Origin of the sequence: Sphingobacterium hotanense (assembly GCF_008274825.1) — a bacterium.
GTDB lineage: Bacteria > Bacteroidota > Bacteroidia > Sphingobacteriales > Sphingobacteriaceae > Sphingobacterium > Sphingobacterium hotanense.
The window spans coordinates 207,316-229,940 of sequence record NZ_CP030848.1; the positions used below are offsets into that span (position 1 = coordinate 207,316).

17 protein-coding genes are annotated in these 22,625 nt (G+C 42.2%); 15 read left to right on the forward strand and 2 right to left on the reverse strand.

Features of this window, described 5'->3' with window-relative positions; translation table 11 throughout:
• Positions 1-191: 191 nt before the first annotated feature.
• Positions 192-1,241: a glutaminyl-peptide cyclotransferase gene (locus DSM08_RS00925; protein ID WP_149524375.1), complete on the forward strand. Its 1,050-nt coding sequence runs from the start codon at positions 192-194 to the stop codon at positions 1,239-1,241.
• 354 nt (positions 1,242-1,595) lie between these two features.
• On the opposite strand, the gene DSM08_RS00930 is transcribed toward DSM08_RS00925, so the two are convergent.
• Positions 1,596-3,461, reverse strand: coding sequence for an acyltransferase family protein (locus DSM08_RS00930; RefSeq protein ID WP_149524376.1), 1,866 nt, complete (start codon positions 3,459-3,461; stop codon positions 1,596-1,598).
• Positions 3,462-3,923: 462 nt separating this feature from the next.
• On the opposite strand from DSM08_RS00930, the gene DSM08_RS18970 reads away from it, so the two are divergent.
• The 6 genes from DSM08_RS18970 (at position 3,924) to DSM08_RS00955 (ending at position 9,949) form a co-directional block, all read left to right on the forward strand.
• Positions 3,924-4,079: a hypothetical protein gene (locus DSM08_RS18970; RefSeq protein WP_187773930.1), complete on the forward strand. Its 156-nt coding sequence runs from the start codon at positions 3,924-3,926 to the stop codon at positions 4,077-4,079.
• A 20-nt stretch (positions 4,080-4,099) separates the two neighbouring features.
• Complete coding sequence (locus DSM08_RS00935; RefSeq protein WP_149524377.1) at positions 4,100-5,911, forward strand: hypothetical protein; 1,812 nt, start codon at positions 4,100-4,102, stop codon at positions 5,909-5,911.
• Positions 5,912-6,020: 109 nt separating this feature from the next.
• Positions 6,021-6,290 (forward strand): PqqD family protein, encoded by a 270-nt coding sequence (locus DSM08_RS00940; RefSeq protein WP_149524378.1) that lies wholly within the window; start codon positions 6,021-6,023, stop codon positions 6,288-6,290.
• A gap of 7 nt (positions 6,291-6,297) precedes the next feature.
• The gene (locus tag DSM08_RS00945; protein ID WP_149524379.1) at positions 6,298-7,389 is read left to right on the forward strand and encodes a nucleotidyltransferase family protein; all 1,092 of its coding nucleotides are present in this window, start codon (positions 6,298-6,300) and stop codon (positions 7,387-7,389) included.
• Positions 7,390-7,400: 11 nt separating this feature from the next.
• Positions 7,401-9,041, forward strand: coding sequence for an ABC transporter transmembrane domain-containing protein (locus tag DSM08_RS00950; protein WP_149524380.1), 1,641 nt, complete (start codon positions 7,401-7,403; stop codon positions 9,039-9,041).
• Positions 9,042-9,046: 5 nt separating this feature from the next.
• Complete coding sequence (locus tag DSM08_RS00955) at positions 9,047-9,949, forward strand: hypothetical protein (RefSeq protein ID WP_149524381.1); 903 nt, start codon at positions 9,047-9,049, stop codon at positions 9,947-9,949.
• Between the two features lie 200 nt (positions 9,950-10,149).
• Here DSM08_RS00955 and DSM08_RS00960 read toward each other — a convergent pair whose 3' ends face one another.
• Positions 10,150-10,416, reverse strand: a complete 267-nt coding sequence (locus DSM08_RS00960) for a hypothetical protein (protein ID WP_149524382.1) — start codon at positions 10,414-10,416, stop codon at positions 10,150-10,152.
• Positions 10,417-10,711: 295 nt separating this feature from the next.
• Between DSM08_RS00960 and DSM08_RS00965 the strand changes: the two genes are divergently transcribed.
• From DSM08_RS00965 to DSM08_RS01000, 8 genes are all read left to right on the forward strand, one after another.
• A complete protein-coding gene (locus DSM08_RS00965; protein WP_187773931.1) occupies positions 10,712-11,254 on the forward strand; it encodes an RNA polymerase sigma-70 factor in 543 nt (180 codons plus the stop codon).
• Between the two features lie 47 nt (positions 11,255-11,301).
• Entirely contained in the window at positions 11,302-12,462 is a 1,161-nt protein-coding gene (locus tag DSM08_RS00970) for a FecR family protein (RefSeq protein ID WP_149524384.1), read from the forward strand.
• Between the two features lie 163 nt (positions 12,463-12,625).
• Positions 12,626-16,129: a SusC/RagA family TonB-linked outer membrane protein gene (locus DSM08_RS00975; protein WP_149524385.1), complete on the forward strand. Its 3,504-nt coding sequence runs from the start codon at positions 12,626-12,628 to the stop codon at positions 16,127-16,129.
• A 21-nt stretch (positions 16,130-16,150) separates the two neighbouring features.
• Positions 16,151-17,911: a RagB/SusD family nutrient uptake outer membrane protein gene (locus DSM08_RS00980; RefSeq protein ID WP_223110846.1), complete on the forward strand. Its 1,761-nt coding sequence runs from the start codon at positions 16,151-16,153 to the stop codon at positions 17,909-17,911.
• Between the two features lies 1 nt (position 17,912).
• Positions 17,913-18,845 (forward strand): sugar phosphate isomerase/epimerase family protein, encoded by a 933-nt coding sequence (locus DSM08_RS00985; RefSeq protein ID WP_149524387.1) that lies wholly within the window; start codon positions 17,913-17,915, stop codon positions 18,843-18,845.
• Positions 18,846-18,876: 31 nt separating this feature from the next.
• Positions 18,877-20,544, forward strand: a complete 1,668-nt coding sequence (locus tag DSM08_RS00990) for a right-handed parallel beta-helix repeat-containing protein (protein WP_223110847.1) — start codon at positions 18,877-18,879, stop codon at positions 20,542-20,544.
• Position 20,545: 1 nt separating this feature from the next.
• Positions 20,546-21,685 carry a YdcF family protein gene (locus DSM08_RS00995; protein WP_149524389.1) on the forward strand — a complete coding sequence of 380 codons (1,140 nt, stop codon included), beginning with the start codon at positions 20,546-20,548 and terminating at the stop codon, positions 21,683-21,685.
• Between the two features lie 15 nt (positions 21,686-21,700).
• Complete coding sequence (locus tag DSM08_RS01000) at positions 21,701-22,576, forward strand: phosphodiester glycosidase family protein (protein WP_149524390.1); 876 nt, start codon at positions 21,701-21,703, stop codon at positions 22,574-22,576.
• The last annotated feature ends 49 nt before the right edge of the window (positions 22,577-22,625 follow it).

The window sequence follows — 22,625 nt, forward strand, 5'->3', positions numbered from 1 at the left end:
TGATACGCGTTAAAGTTAATATCCGAAAAAAAACCCATATACGGATACGTAAATCTTTAAGCGAAAGGCGAAGCATTATGGTGGAGCTCGAGAACCAATATCCTAGTAGAATGAACTCGGATGGATTTATTTGACTGCCTTCATTGTTAAGAAATTAACGTATATTATAGACGCATTTTGGAATTATTAATATGAAACAAAAACTGAAATACTTAGGAGTTGTACTTGCGCTGCCCTTTCTATTCTTTTACAGCTGTAAAACGCAAAAAGGTAAATTTGAGTTTGTGAATCCCATATCGGGGACAAAGGTCTTGAAGGGTGAAAAATTGCAACTCAAGCTAAACTTCAATGATGCGGCGATAGACTCGGTCGTTTATTCTGTTGACGGAGATGTTTTTGATCGAAAAACTGATACGACAACCGTCGCATTCGATACAGATAAGCATGGTTATGGAAATAAGCGTTTAAGCGCTAAAATCTATTCGCAAGGGAAAGAGGATGTCGCCTACAGTGATCTGTTAGTGGTTCCTCCTGCCCCTAAAGCATACGCATTTGAAGTCGTTAATACCTACCCCCATGATTCTACGGCATTTACCCAAGGATTGTATTATGACAACGGGATTCTCTATGAATCTACCGGGAAAGAGGATAGAACTTCGCTGCGTAAGGTGGAGCTAAAAACCGGTAAGATTCTCCAAAAGATGGAAGGGGATGGAACTTTCTTTGGTGAAGGTATGACCGTTGTGGGCGATAAAATCTACTTTTTGACTTGGTTAAACAAAAAAGGATTTATTTACGACAAAGCAAGTTTGAAATTGTTGAAATCATTTGAGTATGGTAAAAGCCAAGAAGGTTGGGGATTGACTTACGACGGAAAACAGTTTATTAAATCGGATGGTTCAGCTAACGTTTATTTCCTTGATCCGGTTAGCTTACAAGAAACAGGGTCCCTTCAAATATTCGACGATAACGGTCCGGTCGATCGCATTAATGAACTGGAGTATGTTGATGGAAAGATTTATGCAAACATTTACGACCAGTCAAAAGATGAGGTGGTTATTATCGACCCGGTGACGGGCGTTGTTGAAGGGAGAATCAATTTTGTTGGGTTATACGATGGGGTAAGAAAGTCTGCTGATAATGAGATGAATGGTATAGCTTATAAACGAGACACGAATACGCTCCTGGTGACCGGTAAGGACTGGACAAAATTGTTTGAGGTGCGCTTAAGTGAGCGTTAACGCCCGAATGAGGTTTTTCATATTTATTTGGTCTAGGCCGGGTGTATCAGACAGCGAGAGTTTCGGTTCATTTTACTTTATAATTTGTCGTCTGGTGAAATCCAGATTACATTCTTTATTTTTTTAACAAACTTTAACACCGTTTTATTACGCTCGTTTCGAGTGTAAAGCGCTAATCCTTTGTGTTTTATCATTTTTTATCAGTGATAGTGTCAGGTTTTCGCTACAATTGTGATCTCTATTATTTTTTTATCATAAGTATCTGTTTATACTTGCAGTTCAACTTTTTAAGTTGAATAATACACTTTTGGTTAAGTGGCCCTTCTTGCTAGGTCAAGGAGGGTTTTTTTTGCTCTATGGCTCTGCTTCGAACAGCCTTTTTGCTAAAATAGAGGAAAGCATCTCGGTGCCATAAAGGGAATAATGGTTTGCATCGTACATAAAATCTCCTCCTTCCGCAAATTCAAAATTTATGATTTCTATATAGTCGATGACCTTCAGGTCTTTGATGAATCGGTTAACATGGTGTGGGCCCGAAAGCTCATACGTTTTCAATGGGCTATTCAAACGAGCGGCTTGCGCTGAAGCTATTGGGTATTCTACACTGTATTTCTTTGTCTGACCTAGATAGCTGACTGGAAGTTTCAAGGAATTAAAATAATCATGATTCGTTTTAAAAAACGTTTTCAGCTCCTGTGCGGTGTAATTGGTGTAATCTGCCATCAAGATGATTTTTTCGAATTGATACTGATTTCTGGGTATAAACTCATCGAATAGATATCGCATTTTATCTCTGGGACCTACATAGTTTCCTGGAGCATTTTTTACAGGAAAGGTTTCGTCCATGCTGATAATGACCAGATTGACGCCATGTTGCTGTGCTGCGCGCTTGAGTGAGTAGGAAAACATTCCCGCGTGGCAATCACCAATCAGAAGGTAGTTGCAGATCGAGTCCGACAAGCTTATCTGGGAGACTGTGCCAAGCGACTCGAAGGGTTCATGGTACTGTAAATGCGTCTTTGAGAAGCCATATTGGACGGGAGCTATTTGAGTTTTGTAATCGCGTAACGTTCGATAGGTATCCAACTGGCTTTCACTAAATATCAGATTTGGAATGCGTGGATGGGTGAACGTGAGCGTTCCCAAGGACATGATGATGGCAGGAATTAACAGCTTTTTTTCGCGGGTGATCGTTCTACGTTCAATAAGCTGATAACTAAAAATTGCCACACTCGAGCTAATAAAAATAATCATGAAAGACGTGGTCCAAGTCCGATCCATTCCTAAGTAGGTGGCGAGTACGATCAGCGGCCAATGCCATAAATAAAGACCATAGGAGTATTTTGCCAGATTAGCTATGAGCGGAAACCGATAGACCTGAAGATCGAATTCCATGAGGATGATAACGGATACACAGAGCAAGGGAAGGATTGTCGCTATGGAAGGCCAACCTTGAAGGTCCCGCGCTTCCAGCAGAAGGACTAAGGCAAAAAGCGAAATCCAACTCAGGATTGCTATCCACATCCGCTGAAATGATGACAGCTTTTGAAGCAGGGGTTGGCGAATAAAGAGTATGAGGGCGCCGCATAGAAATTCCCATAGGCGAGATGGAAATAGGTAAAACGTCGCCTTTTCATTTTTCGGGCCAAGCAAGATCATCCATAGGATGGAAATACACAGCAGTATGACTAAGCTCCATACAATAGACCGGGGATAGTTTTTACTTTTTTTAGCTAACAAAAATAGCAACAAAGGATACAGGAGGTAGAATTGAACTTCGATGGAGAGTGACCAAGTGTGCAATAGAAAGTTCAGCTGTGCACTTGTCGAGAAATATCCGGAGGTGAAGTAATAATACATGTTCGAGAGGTAGCCAAGGCTCCAGAAAGCATTTTTTGCAAAGTCGACGATTTTGAGCGGAACGAGTAGCCATACGAGTATAGCAACAATACCGAGCATGAAAAGGAAGGCCGGCAGCAACCGGTGTGCTCTTCGCCAGTAGAATGCGATTATGTCAGATCGATCCTCGAGTCCGTTTCGCAGAAGTAGTTCGGTAATTAAATAACCTGAAAGCACAAAAAATATATCGACTCCGATAAATCCATTATTGAACCATGGAATCTGCAAGTGATAACCCAACACAATGAAGATTGCAAATGCTCTTATCCCGTCAAGATCGGAACGTCGTTTCTTATCTGATGGGGAAAAAGAATATAACATAGGTTCAATTTAGCCTGTGATTAAATCATATAATGTATAAGTAATGCATGTGCGATTGTTTTCCGTTATTTTGCAGATTTTAAATGTGCAAGGTTGTTTCTCAAAATGATTAATCGCCCAAAAAAAGGTTCTCACGACTGTTTAAATATTGGTTGCATGGTAAACTATTCTAATATGATTAAATATTAATTAGTATAGGGTAAACACACGTGGTTATCCAACTACAAATTAAAAAAAAACTTGTCTTTTTGGAAAATTTTCCCTAAGATTGTTGTTTAAAGTTATAAAAGCGAAAAAATAGCTGAACCTTATTAACAATTTGCCTGTATTCATCAGCGGATTTTCATCTGAAGACTGGTGAGCACGATGTTAGGGCAGAAATTAACTACGTTAACCAACTCAGAAAAAAATCAATTTCAATGTAAAAGGCAATAAAAAATTTTTAACCAAAAGTGTATTATAATGAAAAACAACGTAAAAAAAGTGTACGAGGCACCTGCCATGCAGGTGTATATCGTAGAACTTGAGCAGGGCATTGCTGCGGCATCTGGCAATGCGTCAGAAACGCTTAGTGACTGGACAGATGGTACTGGTGGAAATTCAAATGGAGACTTTTAACAAGGAACAATCTTTGACTTATGAAATCAGTATTAATGAAAAATCTTGCTAATAAAGTAGCTAGTGCGCTTATATTAGCCATGTTGACCCAGTTCGCTGCCAGTTGCAACAAATCTCAAGACATCGAAAAAGTGGAAACAAGCGACAAGCTGCAGTTAAGCGTAAGCATCGCCGGAATTCAAGAAAACTCGGATAAATCGGGCGAGAATAAAGCTGCCGTTAGAAATAACGTTAAGCCATTGGTTCGTTCCTACAACGAATTTGATGCGCTTGTTTCGGTTGATAACCATGTCGAGCAGAGCAGCTCCATCCGTATTCACAGTTCAGCGGCGAAGGCAAATAGCGGCGCGGCGCGTGCAGAAGCCATCGGACCAGGTGTGAAATACCGCTTGTTCCTATACAAGAATGATGGGACCTTCGTAAGCTCTACGGCGTTGACAGCGAATTCAACGGGAAAGGTAGCAATTGAAGCTGGAGAGGATTATAAATGGTATGCGTTAAGCTACAACAACACTGAGGATGTACCCGATGTAACAACGGGAAGTAGCGCAATTACTTTAGCAGGCGGCAAAGACGTATTGCATGCTGCGGGAACACTTTCTGTACCTTCGGATGCTTCGGGTGCTCTTCCATTAGGTATTATCTTTAATCATAAAACTTCTCGTTTGGCTATTGAGTTGAACTCCATGGGAATGTTTGGTGACATGAACAGCGCGACGGTAGCCGTGAGTGGTCTGAGCATGAAATCGGGAACCATCGATATCTTTACTGGAAAATACTCAGATCTTGAAGATTATACCCAAACGATCAATTGGTCTAGCTTTGAAAATGTTGAAGCAGGCTTTAACGATCGTAAAGTTGCTTATGCCTATACGGTGGACTCTACCAATGCGAACAACGTTTCGGTAAGTATTGCTTCACTTCAGTTAACACATGCCTCAGATTTAGTAGAGGGTGAGGGTGCGACCGTGAGAAGTTTCTCAGCTACTCCAGTAAACTTCAGCCCTGTGTCGGTTACTCCGGCAATCGGGAGAACGCACCGAATCTTGTATAATCTGGTGGAATCTGCATTGACTACTGTTGGGGTGTCCAATACAGGAGACTCGGTAAGATGGTCGCGATCGAATCTATACTATGCTGCTGGCACGCATAATCCATACCGATTCTATGCAACAAATGCGCAACGTTCAGACGCAAAAAGCTATTTCGCTTATGGCGCTTTGACACCAGGTCAATTTGTTAATGCAGCGAGCAGACAAGATCCATGTGCACAGGTTTATCCGCAAGGCGTTTGGAGAACACCAACAAACAATGATTTGTACAGTATTTCTGATGGACAGGGCCTTCTGAGCAGTCTTCTAGGAACAGTAGGATCGTTGTTAGGAGCTAGAGACGAGATGGAGAATAGTGAACCTGGCGATGGCACGGCTACTGGACGTTATGCGCAGTTTGAGGTAACGACCCCTCCAAATACAGCTTTTGATGCTCGTTCGAACAACCTACGCTTATACTATAACGGGCAACTGCCTCGACTAGGGGTTCTTCCTAACGGTTTCTTAGACCTTGATTTATCAGGACTTGCGGCTTTATTAGGTTCAAGTTATGGAACTCAATCCCATATCTGGACATCAAATGCTCCTGCAAGCATCTTAACACTGGTAAATCTGGGCGTTTGGGGACATATTGCTTCTACGGAAAGACAAGCTGTTGCCGGGATTCCGTTTGGAACACCGTTTGTCAGAGCTAAACGTACTGGTGAACTCTTAGTTAGTGCTGTTGGTGTCGATGTATTGACCTCTACATTGAAAAACGTTCGTTGCGTACGTAACTAATTTTAGTCATTTATACTATTTTTTACAGAGCAATCCATTAAAACGATTGCTCTGTTTTAATTTATTTTTGAACATAGATCAGTGGTGTCTGATCTTAAAAGTGTACATAATGAAAATAAAAGACAATTTAGTGCTGAGAAAAATAGGTAAAGATTATGTTATTGTTGACCCGAATCAAGGTCAAGTAGATTTAAGTCGAGTTTTCAGCTTTAATGAATCTGCAGCCTTTTTAATAGAATCACTTGGTGAAAAGGAATTTGACTTAGAGACGGCTTCCACAATCTTACAAAATGAATATGGTATTGAACCAGAGAGAGCGATAAATGACTGCCGGGCGATTCTTGTTCAATTGAAGGAGCAACATCTTTTATCAGACTAACTTCTGTATGATCGAGCAAAACTCCACGCAAGCACTGTTGGCCGCTGTACGCTCGTCGCTTTGGCAGAGCGAGGTCGACACACGCTATTTTGAAAATTTGACCGCTAGAGACTGGAAGGAGATATATTTAATGTCTTTTCAGCAAACCGTGGAAGGCTTGGTAGCCACTGCAGTTCAGCAACTCCCTGAGAGATTGCTGCCCCCCATGGAACTGCGACTGAAATGGTTGGTCGCAACATCGCGTATCCAAAAGGCAAATCTCGCAATGGAACAAGCTATTGCAAAGCAGTATCAGCTGTTTAAAAAAGCAGGGATCCGATGTATATTACAAAAGGGGCATGGTGTCTCTAGTTACTATCCTGACCCGACCCTAAGGAAGACGGGCGATATTGATTGGTTTTTTCCCACAACGGATGATTATCAAGCTGCAAAAAAGTTAATCGTTCAGGCTGGTGCGGAGCTGAAAAGCTCTGATAGCTTTAGCAGCGGATTTCAGTGGGGAAGGTTTTATATTGAGCATCATCGGCGAATCATCCAGCTCCGGAATCCTTTTGTTCAAGGTAAGGCATCGCGTTTTGTTAACCGTGAGCTCGCTGAAAAATCACAGCATATTATCAATGGAGTTTCTGTGGAAATTCCGACTGGATTCTTGAATCTTATCCAAGTAAACGCCCATATTCTTAAGCACCAAATAACCTATGGAATTGGTTTACGCCAGCTCTGTGATGCTTGTCTTCTATACTATGCTTACGGAAAACACATTGATCCTCAGGAATTGAAAAATATTTATCAAGAGCTGGGCATGCTAAAATGGTCGCATTACCTGCATCAAATGCTGGTAGATTTGTTTCATCTCCCGTTAGAGAATATTCCCTACCCGATCGAGTATTTTTCAGACGTCCAGTGGATGGAGAATTATATATTGCGCACTGGAAATTTTGGATTTTTCGATCCCGAACATCCCGATAGTGAAAAGCCTGGAGGACGTGTGGATCGTCCCCAACGTCTCTTTCGGAATTTTTACCGTTTTCTCGGTATAGCACCGATGGAAGCGTTGAGCTTTCCCTTTTACCAAGTTTACATTAAATCTTTTCGGTAAACACACGCTTTATGATGAACCGTCAACAGCTATCTTGGATCCTTAATTTCTCAAACGAATATAAGTACAAACTTCTCTCTTATTTCCTATTTGAAATTTTTTCCCTGATTTTTAGCTTTTCCTTTATTTGGTATTCTAAGCTATCGATCGACGCAGCTGTGGGAGGCCAAACGGAAAGTCTTAGCGGATTGTTAGTCATTACAGCCTTGAGCATGTTGCTCTCCTTTGCATGTTCACAACTAGCATCTTACCTCAACGAGCGCAACAAAGCGCTCATGCTTGTGGATTTGCAAAAGCAAATTCTTCAAAAGCAAGTCGACGTTCGTTGGGAGGCACAGAAAAAACATACGGGGGATTTGATGGTTCGTTTACTCAATGATACCCAGGAAATCGTTACAGCAGTCGCCCAGACCATTATAGCCTGTATGGTTAGCTTGATTAAGATCATCGCTGCGACTTGGTTTCTTTGCTGGATGGACCCCTGGTTAGCCGCTGTGCTGCTCCTTATTACTCCCTTTCTTTTGTTTTCTAAATTTTTCTTTCGGAAACTTCGGACCCTTCAAAAATCATTGAAAAATGCGGAAAGTCAGTTAGGAAAGACCATTCAAGATAATCTGCGATTGCGTTTGTTGATTCGCTCGATGAATCAAGACAAACAACGATGGCAGCACGTTGAACACGACCAAAATGAAATCTACCAAATAAAGCGAAGTTTAATCAATTTCTCTACTTTCTCCAAAGGAATATGGGGAGGAGTTTTTAGTTTAAGTTACATTGTTGCCTTTGTTTGGGGAATTCAGAGTTTAAATGCCGGGCTGATCACTGTGGGTACCATGAGCGCTTTCTTGCAATTGGTAATTCGTATTCAGTCTCCTGCTGCGGCACTTATTGGAAACTTACCTTCTCTAATCCGCTTTAGCAGTGCGGTGGACCGTGTAGAGGAGATCTTGAAAGAAACGGTAGAGGAAAGGGTAGAGCCTTGTTTTCTGAAAGACCTGGTGGAAGTAAAGCTTTCCAATTTAGCCTTGCGCGTGGATGGAAACCTATTGGTCACTAATCTTGATTTTACATTTAAAATCGGTGTACCCTCCGTGGTTTTTGGTGCCAGTGGACTCGGCAAGTCGACAATCTTGCGAGCGATCCTAGGACTGCTTAATCCCGTGGCAGGGGCAATCGTCCTGAAAAATCAATCGTTATTCCTGAGCATGAGTCCAGCATACCGTTGCAACTTCGCGTTCGTCCCGCAAGGGGAGAAGATCTTCAACGGAACAATCCGCAATAACTTGCTTTTTGGCACGGATGGGTGTAGCGATGAACGCTTATATGAAGCGCTTGAAATCGCCTGTGCAAATTTTGTGTTTGATTTGCCGTTAGCGTTAGAGACGATGATCGGTGAGTCCGGATTCGGTCTGTCAGAGGGACAGATACAACGATTGGCAGTAGCCCGCGCTATTCTTCAGCCAGCTCGAGCCTGGGTATTTGATGAGGTTACCTCTGCGCTGGACCAAGAGACAGCGCATGCGCTAGTTCGAAACTTAATCCAAGCGGGACGCGATAAAATCATTATATTCGTCACCCATGATATAAGTTTGAGCGGATATTTTGAGAACACCTTGAATCTGACCAAGCGCGCCTTGTTAACGAAGAAATAAGACAAATGCTAGAATCGACGACAACATACTATACAATTGCAGACCATGTCGTAAAAATCGTGGATCATATCGGTCTTGATTTAGACAGAGCCTTACCCAGCTTTCGGCCCTTTGGGGATTTGATTTCTGACACTGCGCCCATGTTAACGTTCGACATTCGTGAACGACAGGATATGGAACCCCTGCCGGCGCGTGAAACATTGAGTGACGTTTCCGTGATTTGGCTAGAAAGTTTTCGATTTGAAGAAAGTGAGAACTGTTATTTTACATCCATTTTGGCGCAAGAGCATAGCGGTGATTGGCTCATGAGTAGTGAAAAAGATTTTAGCCACTCGGTCATCTATCCCATTGCCAATGAAATATACAATACTACAAAATTAAGCTGGTTAATTATGGTTGCCTTCGGACAAGCCTGTTTGGCCCATCGAACGTTACTCATACACGCTTCTGTCGTTGAAAATGGCGAAGCAGCTGTTGCCTTTCTAGGTAAAAGCGGAACGGGAAAAAGCACCCATTCTAGGCTCTGGATGGCGCATAACCCGAATATTCGCCTTTTGAATGATGATAACCCGGCGATCCGGATTCTTGAAGGAAATAAGGTGATGGTTTATGGTACTCCATGGAGCGGGAAAACACATTGTTATCGAAATGCTCGTCTCCCATTGGTTTCCATTATCCGACTTGAGCAGTCAGCCAAGAACGAGATTTTTCTTAGGACTGGAATGTTTGCCCTCACAGCGCTTTTGCCGAGCGGATCGGCTATTCGTTGGAGTTCGAAACTCTACGGCCAGATGTTAAATAATTTAGAAGAGATTCTAGCATCCGTTAAGGTTGGTCACCTCAAGTGTCTGCCAAATGCCGAAGCGGCCGAACTATCTCATTCCTTCGCTTTCGAAAGAAGGATGTGAGTCAATACTGAACGGAAAGCCACTAGGTAAATTGCTGGATTACAGTGTTCTATTCAATCACTTTAAAGGTGAATTCTCGGTTGTCGAAATAGTTTATGAAGCTAGAAACTGCCTTTGAACCCTTGTTAACGAACCTGTTTGTCGGAGGGTCGGGTAGCCCTTATGACCTTGGAATCGATGTTGGGGCCTCACGAAAGCTTCTATAAGCTATTCGATCTTTCCTTAATCGACCGAAATGTGAGTCCCGAGAAGTATCGGATGGTCACGTCTACCTCTAACGGTGTGGATATCAGGTTGAATGACAACGGTTTGATCCAGTCCACGGTCAGGTCGTTCATGGAAACGGTTGCTTTACGTTTCATCGGGATGGATAGTATTGACTGGTATTCATGCAGGTAGTCTAATGCAATGATTCGTAGATTCTTTCGTCTTGTGTCCAGAATAGGTGGATAGTATGGGTAGGGCACAATAGCTAACTAGAGGATTAGATTATTTTTACAAGGCTATTGAGAGCCTTTTGTGTTAATATGCGATGATTATCAGTTATTTCAAACAAGTAATGACCTAAAAAAGAAAATCTTTTCTCTTTTAATTTTCATTATGCAGATAAAATTTTAATTTTAATCCAGGAATCACAAATGGGGGTTCCATGACCAAATAATCCGGATAAAATCAAATTTAATATATTGTTAATATTAGTTAAGTAAATTAGTGTTTACTAAAAAGCATTCAATCAAGATGACCATAGAAAATCAGATATATATGGATTTGAAGAAAGGCGATGTTCATGCCTTTCAGGTTGTATTTGATGCTTATTCAGCCAACATCTTTAACCTATCCCTCCAAATTCTGAAAAGCAAAGTACAAGCGGAGGAAGTCGTCCAGGAAACATTTTTTAAACTCTGGTTTCATCGTGAGGAATTGGATGATGCCAAAGAATTATGGCCATATATTTATGTGATCGCCAAAAGAATCTGTTTTAATCAATTGAGATCCTTAAAGTATAATCAGCTAGCTCAGCAGGAATTGATCAAGAATATGACGCTATCGGTAGAGGATTCTGTTCATCAGCTTACTGAAATCAGTAATATCCTGCAGGAGTCTGTCAATTTATTACCCGCGAGACAGAAACAGGTTTGGATCATGAGCAGAGAGGAAGGCAAATCGCATAAAGAAATTGCGGATGAATTAGGGATTTCTCCAAATACCGTAAAAAATACTATAGTACAATCCTTAAAAACTTTACGCCATACCTTTAAAGAAGCAGATTATCTGTACTTTATATTATTTTTGTTTTTCATATAGTCCCTCCCACTTCTTCGTGTGTACTTAGTATAGTAAATACTTAAATTGTGCATAAGAATCGTTTCGAAGAATTAAACAGAAAATTTTTAAATAACCATATTTCAGAAGAGGAACTTCAGGAATACCTTCAGTTATTGGAGGAGAATGAAGAATTATTCTATGATACGTTAGATACAGTTTACCCGCTACCGAATCAAGGAGAATTTGATCAGCAGCAGGTGTTTCAAGATTTGTTGAATCAGATCAACCTAACAAGTTCACCTAAAACCAAAGGATTAAATTATACCTGGATTTCCATTGCGGCCACCTTGCTTTTAGTGACGGGCATAGCCTTTTATATCTGGAGAAATCCAGACAAATCCTTAGAAAACATTAATCTAACTGTTATCCCTGCGTTTGAAAATAAAGAACAACCTTCAATTGATCCTGCGGCTATCGTATTAGCAGATGGTACACAATTGTCATTGGAAGATGTTGCCCAAGAGGGAATGGAACATGACGGTGTTACGCTTTCAAAAACAGGAAATGACATGATCAAGGTGGCCTTTAGCAAGAGTTTAGCACATACACAGAATGCCTTTCATGAATTCAGAACCACAAAGGGAACCAGATACAATCTTCAACTTCCCGATGGCACCAAAGTTTTCCTTAATTCCGGCTCCGTCTTTAAGATCAGCGCTGATTTTAACCATCAAAGCAGAAAAAGTGAACTCTCTGGAGAGGCATTCTTTGAGGTTGCCCACAATCCTCAGAAACCTTTTCTGGTATCAACAAAAGATTATCAGGTAAAAGTGCTGGGAACCCAATTCAACGTGAAAAGCTATCCAACTTCCAGGGAATCAAGAACCAGTTTGTTAAAAGGCAGCGTACAGGTGAATTCTGCTGGGTCCAACATGATGCTTAAGCCTGGTCAGCAGGCAATAGGACAGTCCGGGAATGAACTGAAGATGGCTAAAGCCAACTTCCGGGAGGTGCTCGCCTGGCGAGACGGTTATTTTAGATTTCAGAATGCAAGTGTACGAGATATTATGAATGATATCCTAAACTGGTATGATATAAAAGATGTCATATACGAATTCAATAGTGATGAACATTTTACCGGTTCTATTAAGCGCTCTCGAAGCTTAAAAGATGTACTTCAGAGCATGGAAAAGATATCGAACCTAAAATTTGAAATTAGAGAAGGGAGGGTGTTCGTAAGAAAGTAGTTGTGAAAGAGAAAGATACGGAAGGGCGGCCACCCTCCCGTGTTTCGAATGGATAAAATCCTTATTAACAGTAAATTATTTACCCAATACTAATCAAATGTATTATTTTTTTACTAGAAATCCCTATTCGAAAAAAATAGGACTAAACAAACTTTTGTTAATTATGAAACTGGTTTCGTTGTTGTTACTTGGAACCATGCTCCATGTGAGCGCTTCGACCATGGGTCAGAAGATCAACATCCGCGCCAAGCAAGCGACTTTACAGGACATTTTACAGGATATTCAAAATCAAACGAATTACGACTTTCTTTATAGCAATAACCAAGTCAACAGCCTGAAAAGGATGGACGTCTTTGTGGAAAATAAAGACTTAAAGGACGTTTTAAAAAAGGTGTTGACACCTAATGGATTGGTGTTTTTCGTGGAGAACAACATGGTTCTGATTAAAACCCGTACCGAGTTGAACAGTGATCCAGCGTTGATTCAGCGTGTGATCGAAGGATATGTTAGGGATGAAAAGAACCAACCGATTACCGGTGCTTCCGTTTCTCTTGTGAACAGCAACCTAGCGACCTCAACCGATGATAGGGGTTATTTTCGGCTAAATAGTCCGACAGAATCTGCTTCTGTTGTGATCACGGCGATCGGTTATGTCAGCCAGACTATTGCGATTTCGGGAACCTCAGCGACGAATATCGTGCTGAAGGAGTCCGTTAGTGGATTAGACGAGGTCGTTGTAGTTGGTTATGGTATCCAGAAGAAAGCAAATTTGACTGGCGCGGTATCGCAGATCAATGCCGAGGATATTGCCCTACGACCGGAAGCTAATATCGCCACCACCTTACAGGGGTTGATGCCCGGTCTGAACATTCAAATGAATAATGGTGACCCATCTACCACGCCCGATATCAACGTTCGTGGGTTTAATTCGATCAACGGAGGAAACCCGCTGGTGTTAATCGATGGAATTGAAGGGAATATTACCCGAGTAAATCCCAATGATATTGAAAGTGTAACAGTACTTAAGGATGCATCATCAGCATCCATTTATGGCGCACGTGGAGCCTTTGGGGTGATCTTAATTACGACCAAAACAGGGAAGGCGGGAACAACCTCGGTTACTTATACCAATAATTTTGGCTGGACTTCTCCGACTGCAAGGACGGATTATATCTCCGATCCCTATGTGTATGGAAAAACGGTAGATGCTGCCCTCTTTGGTTACAACGGATCTTCATATACCAATTACAACGAGATGGATTGGGAAACGATCAAGATGGTGGCCAATGGAGAAATTGAACCGTTCCACGAATTACAAGCTGATGGATCCTATAAATTCTTCCATAAATCCAATTGGTGGGATCACATGTTTAAAAAGCATCAGGCGTCGAATTTTCATAATATTGCCATATCCGGTGGAACAGAAAAGTTGAAGGGCTACCTTTCTGGTCGAATCTTCGAGCGTGAAAGCATCAATAATATAAATGACGATGCCAATATGGATCGCCAGAACCTGAAGGCTAATTTGGTATTCACACCTAACTCCTGGTTGGAATTATCGAACAACATCCAATTTATCAACGAGAAGGACAAGGATTATGGTGGCTATACCAATGGTTTCGGTGGCTTGTGGAGTACAACCACCTGGTATAATCTGATGGCCTTTTACCCTATTATGGTAGATGGTGTACCGACCGATATCGGAACAGGTACTGGTGGCCAAGGTGGTAACGCAGGTCTGCATTCTGGTAAAACCTGGCGCTTGTTCAATAATGAGGAGTTTACCAATACGTTTCGTGTAGTGGCAAAACCATTGGAAGGTCTACAGATCAATTTCGATTATAGTAATCGTATTGAGAATACGGCACGCAGCTTTCGTTTGAATCCCTTTGACTATTTAGCAGGAAATCGATTGGATTTCCGTACGGTTGGTTTGAATCGATTGACCGAATACAGATGGAAAGATAAGTATAATGCGCTAAACCTGTTTGCGACCTACAATAAGACCCTCGCAAATAAACATAACCTGAAATTGTTGGCAGGTTTTAACCAAGAGCAGTTTGACCGCGATCGTGTTGCCACCACTGCCGATAACCTGTTGATCGAAGATCTTTCTAACCTATCATTAGCAACGGTGATGAATAGTATTTCGGGCTCAGCAACCAACTGGTCTATCCAGGGATATTTTGGACGATTGAACTATGATTTCGATAATAAATATCTATTAGAAGTGAATGCTCGCTATGATGGTTCTTCCCGTTTCCCAGTTGACAGTCGTTGGGGACTGTTCCCGTCGGTTTCCCTGGGGTGGCAGGTGGATAGAGAATCTTTCTGGGAGGCTGCTCGTCCCTATGTTTCTTCTTTAAAGTTCAGAAGTTCCTACGGTGTGTTAGGGAACCAAACTGTGGATGTAAATACTTTCAAGGAATTGATGAACGTAGGAACTTCTGAATGGTTGAATGGTGGTCAACGATTGATATTTGCGTCTGTACCAGGGCCTTTACCCAATGTGGTGACTTGGGAGACCACAAAAAGCTTGAATATAGGTGCCGACCTTGGATTTCTGGATAATAAACTCTTGTTGAACCTGGATTGGTACAGGAAAAATGTGGAAGGTATGTATCTTCCGGGAGAACCTCTACCAGCTGTGTTTGGTGCCAATGAGCCTAAGGAGAACTATGCAGCGCTGCGAAATGATGGTTATGAGATCGCAGTTACTTACCAGGATAAATTTGATCTTGCCGGAAGTCCATTGCAGTTTAATGTGACAGCCAACGTAAGCAATTTCAAAGGTGTCATCACCCGATACAATAACCCTAATGGCTTATTGAGCTCATACAACGAGGGGGAGCGTCTGGGCGATATCTGGGGCTACCGAATTGCTGGTCAGTTCCAGTCCGATGAGGAAGCATTGGCTTACCAAAACTCGTTTACCAATCCCGGAAACAGTCTTTCGCAAGTGTACAATGATATTCTGAACGTGATGCAGAACAGCGAATGGAATCACCTACGCGCTGGCGACATCAAATATCTGGATCTCAACGGAGATGGAAGAATTGATAAAGGCCAAAATACACTTGCTGATCACGGAGACTTAGAGCGTATCGGAAATTCCATGCCTAAGTTTCCATTTGGTTTGAACCTGAGCATGCGCTGGAAAAATATCGATATGGGCGTAGCCTTGGCAGGGGTTGCCAGTCAGGATTGGTACCCTACAGGAGATCTTTACTGGGGACCATACCAACGCCCATATTTATCGTTCATCCGAAAAGATTTAGTTGATAATGCTTGGAGACCGGATAAGACCCAGAACACCTATCCACAGATCTATCGCGGGTATTCATCGCTACAATCCGGGAGATCATTATATGAATTGAACGATTATTATTTAACCAATGTTGGTTTCCTGCGTGTTAAAAACCTGAGTTTGGGTTATACTTTCCCGCAATCCTGGACGCAACGAGCAAAAGTGCACAAGCTAAGGGTATTCTTTAGTGGAGAGAATCTATTTACTTGGAGCTTCGGGGGCTTGACTAAATATATAGACCCCGAACAAGCGGGCTCTTCCGTGGATTATTCCTCTCCGGCAACAGCGGATGATCGTGGTGACCTGCGGTCCTACCCGATGGGAAAAACGATTTCTTTTGGTGTCATGTTAACCCTATAAGTTGAAAACATCATGAAAAAAATGACGATAAAATATTATATATACGCTGTGGCAAGTGTTTTCTTGCTAGGTTCCTGTAATAAGGATTTCTTAGAGCGGCCATCAGAGGATCAGGTAGAAGCGCCGTATTTCTTTAATACCGCAAAGGATCTGGAAGTGGCAACCAATGATTTTTATACCATGTTGGTAACGACATCCGTTTATTCGGAAGATGCCAACTCGGATAATTTAATGCCCTTGAATCCTGCCGATAAGATTAAAGGAAATAGGATTGTTCCGGTTGCCAGCGGTAGCGGCGGTTGGTCTTGGGGAAATCTTCGGAAAATAAATTATTTTCTAGCGAACTTTCATAAAGTAGCCGATGAAGATGCCAAAGCCAAGTATGCTGGAATTGCCCGTTTTTTTAGAGCGTATTTTTATTACGATAAGGTGAAGACTTTTGGTGATGTGCCCTGGTACGGAAAGGTCTTATCGGCAAACGATCCCGATCTTTTTAAAGCGAGAGATTCCCGGTTTTTGGTAATGGATTCAATTATGGCCGACTTGGATTATGCCATCGAACATATTCCCGCGGAGAAGCAAGTGAATTTAGTGACAAAGTATACCGCCATGTTGCTGAAGTCACGCGTAGCATTATTCGAAGGGACTTTCCGAAAATATCATAAGCTGGAAGGGGCTGATAAATTCCTGAATGAAGCGGTTGAAGCTTCCCAGATGCTGATCAATTCATCTGCTTATACCTTATTTACTGACGGAGGAGCAGCTGCCGCTTATCGAAATCTTTTTGCCCGTGATAAGCAGGATGCCATAGAAACAATATTGGCTGTTGACTACGAATTGGGACTAAAGGTCCATAGTACGGCTTATAATTTTACTTCTGCTACTTCCGGGTCTTATGGACTGATGAAAGATGTAGTGAATAGTTACCTGATGAATGATGGCTCCCGATTTACAGACAAGTCCGGTTATCAGACCTATTCTTTTTTCCAGGAGATGCAGAACAGAGACCCTCGGTTGACGCAGACCACAGCTGGGCCAGATTTCAGAGTGAACGGTGAATCAAAGAATGAACCAGTGACCTTGAACATCACAACGACAGGTTACCGCTTGATCAAAGCCCTGCCAAACAGAGCCCAGTGGGGTACCGGAGCTTCTGTATTCGATATCGTTATTTTCCGTTTTGCCGAAGCATTATTGGTCAACGCGGAAGCAAAAGCAGAACTAGGAACATTAACCCAAGGGGATCTGGATAATACCATCAATAGATTGAGAGCGAGAGCGGGCATGCCTAATTTGAATTTGGTACACGCAAACGCCAATCCGGATCCTTATTTGGAAGAAATGTATCCGAATGTGGAAAATACAGCTAATAAAGGGGTGATCCTTGAAATACGGAGAGAAAGAAGGATAGAGTTGTTCAATGAAGGATTGCGCTGGGATGACCTGATGCGTTGGAAAGAGGGCAAAAAAGTGACCAAGCCAATGGTCGGAGTATATTTCTCCGGTTTAGGAAGCCATGATTTTACTGGCGATGCCGTTCCCGATGTGTTTTTGCATACAGGAAGCACAGCAGGTGCACCTGCCTCCATCACTTCCTTTATCAACATCAATCAAAGAACCCTTAGAAATCCATTAACTGGACAACAGAATGCGACTTCCGGAAATCTAGATCCATTTCCGCAGGGAGGAGTTTTCGATGAGCAAAGGGATTATTTTGCGCCATTGCCTTCCGAGGATTTGATCTTGAATAAAAATTTAGTCCAGAACCCAGGTTGGAAATAAGATGAAAAAGATATGCTGTTTATTCGTTGTATGCTTCGGCTTCTTTGTCCTTCTTGGACAGACAGACGCTAAGACGCCAAAGTTTCCGATTGGCTATGCCTTGGATTTCCAAAAAATTACGGACGAAAAGATGCAGTACATCAAGAGTTTGGGAATCAATTATATTGAACTCTCCGGCATTGGTGCCTTGCTTGACAAAAATCTCCAATCGACTCAGGTCGACACTTTATGGACATCCAAAATCAAGGAAGTTGCTGCTATCCTCAAAAGGAACAAAGTGACAGTTTGGTCGATCCACATGCCTTTTAGTGTACACCTGGACATCTCCCGGGTCGACGAAGAAGGGAGATTGCGCGTAATGGAAGCACAATGGAATGTACTACAGATGTTAAAGCCGGTGAAAGCGGAGATTATCCTGTTCCACCCTTCGTTTTATCTGCGGCTTAATGAACGTAGCGAGCGAAAAGCTCAGTTGCAAAAGTCCGTGGCGTACCTGAATAAAGAAGTGAAAGCCATCGGTTCGATTATGGTGGTGGAAAACATGTTGGGTCCGTCCTTAACGGTAAATGGCCGCGAACGACCTTTGATGCGGTCCGTACAGGAGTGTTTAGAGCTTTTTCAGGGCTTTCCTAAAGATGTTGGCTTGGCAGTTGATTTTTGTCATATTGCTGAACCTCAACATTTATTGGCGGCATTTGGATCCAGAGTGAAAACCTTGCATGTTTCCAACGGCGACGGTACGGCCGAATACCATTATCTACCTTGTGATACCCGAGGGAAAAATGACTGGAACAGCATCTTTGCCACATTGGAAAAGATCAAGTATAAGGGGGTGTATATGCATGAGTGCAAATACAATGATGAAAAGGAAATTGTCGACTGCTACCAACATCTTTGGAATGCTTATCAAAAGAGTTTAACAATTAAAAAATGAAATAATGAAGAGTTTATATAGCCTTTTGCTAATGATCACGATTCTTTTTGGATTTTCTTCCTGTAAAAAGGATAAAGAAACATTTGAAGAGAAATTAATGGCGGGCACAGAATTGATGGAGGTTGGAAGTAAAACAGGGAAATACCAATTTGATGTCCTTTCCAACAAAAATATGCTGCTGGAGTCGGATGTAGACTGGATCGTATTGGATACCTCCGAACTTGAAAAGGGAAAACGTAAAGTTATTTTTGAAGTTCACGCCAATCAGGATGACGAGCGGTCCGGACTTATTACCGTTCGCATCAACGATGAGATTTCCAAGCAGGTTCTGGTGAGTCAGGAATCAGGGAAAGTGCCGGTATTCTTTGTCAGCCCGAACGGGACCGGAGACGGATCTTCTTGGGAAAGTCCTTCAACCTTCCATGCGGCTATGGAAAAAGCCACCACAGGAAGTACGATCTATCTGATGGAAGGGACATATACACCGTTTAAAACCATCCGTAATGGAGACTCCGCTGAGGAATCCGATAAAACTTTTGAAATCAATAAGAATATCAGCCTGATTGGTGGTTTCTCATCAGATGCAAGTATTGGGGCAAAACCTAATGCAGCGCTGTACAAAACGATTCTTGATGGACGGTTCTCTAGTGGAAAACAAGCATTCCATACTGTGACGGTAACGGCTGCTAAAGAAGCGGAGTCTCAGGTTTATATCGAAGGATTGGTGATTACCGGAGGTAATGCAACCGATCGAAGTACCAATATATCCATTAATGGACTTAATTTTAGCCGTGGACAGGGTGGTGGAATAGCTATCGGTGGTTCACAGGTACATTTAAAAGCTGTGGAAATTATCGATAACAAAGCAACAGCAGATAAAGGAACTGTTGGATTTGCTGCTGGTATGTACGCCTTTGGTTCGGCCGATGTCATTATGGAGAATTCTAAAGTCAACAATAACACAAATACAGGAAATAACGGTGGTGGCGTATGGATGCACACTTCCAATCTAACGGCTTATAATTCCCAGTTCAATGGGAACACCGCACGTGGCACGGCGGGCGGTGTGCATGGTTACCCAAATGCTAAGATTATTCTCTATAACTCTGAAGTGAACCAAAATAGCAACACCTCGTATGGTGCCGGGTTATACCTTCGAGAAAAATCTACCGGGATTCTGGTGAACTGCTTATTGGTTGGAAATAAAAGTACCTCTAAGAACGGTGGTGGAGCAGTGATGCTGTATGATGATTGTAAAATAGATATTATCAGTTCTACCATTACAGGAAATGAGATTCCAGGGCCTGGCGCAGGTGTATACCGCCGTTCAAAAGTGAATAACCTGACCATCGTCAATTCCATTATCTCTGGAAACAAACAGGATGCGACCTCTACCGATGTGGATGCCTATACGGATAATGCAGGAATTGCACCAACTATCAAGAGCTCTGCAATTGCCGGCCAAGTTTATTCGGAAGCAGGATCCGTAGTGTCGGACCTTTCCTTCAACCCGGCAACCATGTTAAGCGCTCAATATGTACCGATGGGCGTTAATAACCCGGCGTTAATGCATGGATTAAATGGCAGCTCCCTAACGACCCTGGGACAGACCTATAATCCGGTCTTGGAAAGCCAAATCAATGCCGATAAAAATGGCAACGAACGTATGGATACAATCATGGGCGCTTTAATAAAATAACATGAAAAAGATTGCTTTGAGCATACTTCTAAGTGGTATCAGCCTATTTTCGGTTTTCTGTCATTCCAAGACCATCATGCTGGTCTTGGGATCGGCAGATCCAAAAGTATTGGATGAACGCATACAGATCGCTTTGCGTCTATATAAGATTCAAACCTTTGACGACATTATTGTTTCAGGAGGATGTGCTGCGCATGGCTCGACTATATGTGAGGCCAGTAGAATGTTCGACCAGATGAAAGCAAGCGGAATCCCCCCAGAAATAATTCATAAAGAAGAGAATGCAAAGACCACCGTTCAGAATTATATATTCAGTAGGGTATTGGAGAACGAATCAGGAGAAAGAATCATGCAGCCTGGAGATACCGTTTTTGTGGTTTCCAACCATTGGCATGCTGTATCGGTTGCCGCACGATTACAAAAATACGATGGCGTGGTGGCCCGATTTTTTATTGAAGGTTCCCAACAGCCTAAGGAGACCGATAAGCTGGACTATGTCAATATTTTAAATGGGGAGATCGATAATGAGAAGTTTATCGCCAAAGGTACCTGGTTAACTCCCGACGCTGTATGGTCAAAAAACGATTCTATTTATTATCTAATTGGTACGCTTCTGTATGTCAGCAATCCAGATAATACATCCTATTCTGTAAAGAAGTTAAGTTTAGAAATGGATGTTCTGAAAAGTCTCGAGCTTGAAAAAGACTTACATTTCATAGATGACGGAAAGCAGTGGGTGATTTGGGATGGTGCTAAGTTGCAGACTTTGGATAAGTCTTCTGGCAGAAAGGGCGCTCCGTTTGATTGGCATGAGCTGTTGAGAAATGCACCCGAATCATGGAAGCATTCCATGAATACCGGATTTATACAGGAAGGGTCATTGTACCTCTTCTCAGATTCCAAATTACTTATCGCAAAGAAGAAGGGAAAATACTATGATTTTGTAACAGAGAGCTCCGCTGATCAATATTTTAAGAGTTGGCCGTTTGGATGGGGGAAAAGTAATGTGAATGCCGCCTCAATAGACCAACAGACCAAAGAAATACAGCTCTACAGGAATATGGAGGTACTATCCCTTGACCTTAAAAAAAGAACAGTAAAGCAAGTTAAACCATTACGCTTAAAATGGGTGAATTACTAATAAAACAACCAATTCATGAAAAAATTTAATTTTATATACTACCTAGTTTTCCTTTTGCTTTTCACCTCTTGTGAAAAGAACGATGGGACCCAATTGCCCTACGATTACTCCCAGGATCAAACTTTAAGTATCCAGGAGACTTTAGAGAAAGCCGATTGGAAAATCAAGCAGGTGACGGACGGGATAACCTGGAAGCACGTTCAGTTTTCGCAGATTTTTGAATCAAAGCAATATATCAACATGTTCGAAATAGATTTGACCAAGGGCTTTGATATCGAAATCCCCTATGTGAAAACAGGATTCTTGAAAACGAGCGATGCGGCCACAAGAGCCAATGCATTGGTTGCATTTAATGGTTCTTATTTCAATACCAGTGTTGGTGGCTCAACCGTGTTCTTCAAATACGATAATGTAATTCAAAATCCGACGGTGAACGGCTTTAATCCTTATCGGGAAAACGGAGCCATGGTAATCGACGCGTCCGGAAAACCAAAGATTTTGTCAAAACCTTCTTCGGGATGGACCTCGGTCGCAGAACCTGTTGCACTGGCTGGTGGACCGCTATTGATTCAAAATGGCGAAGAGTTGTCACAATTGAATGTGGATTTCAATACGGCTAGACACCCACGGACGGCTGTGGGAATAACAGCAGATCAGAAAATGATTGTGGTTGTTGTCGATGGACGTTCATCCCAATCGCAGGGATTGAGCATTCCACAATTGTCTTCACTAATGAAGGCATTAGGCTGCGTTTCTGCATTAAATTATGATGGCGGTGGTTCAAGCACCGCATGGGTAAAAGGGGATGGAGTCGTCAATTTCCCTTCAGATAATGGGAAGTTTGATCATGAAGGCGAACGGGCCGTAGCGACCGTATTTACCGTGAAATAAGCAATTAAATGTCCAATGGGACGAGCGTTTTATAATTACGCTTCCCTCA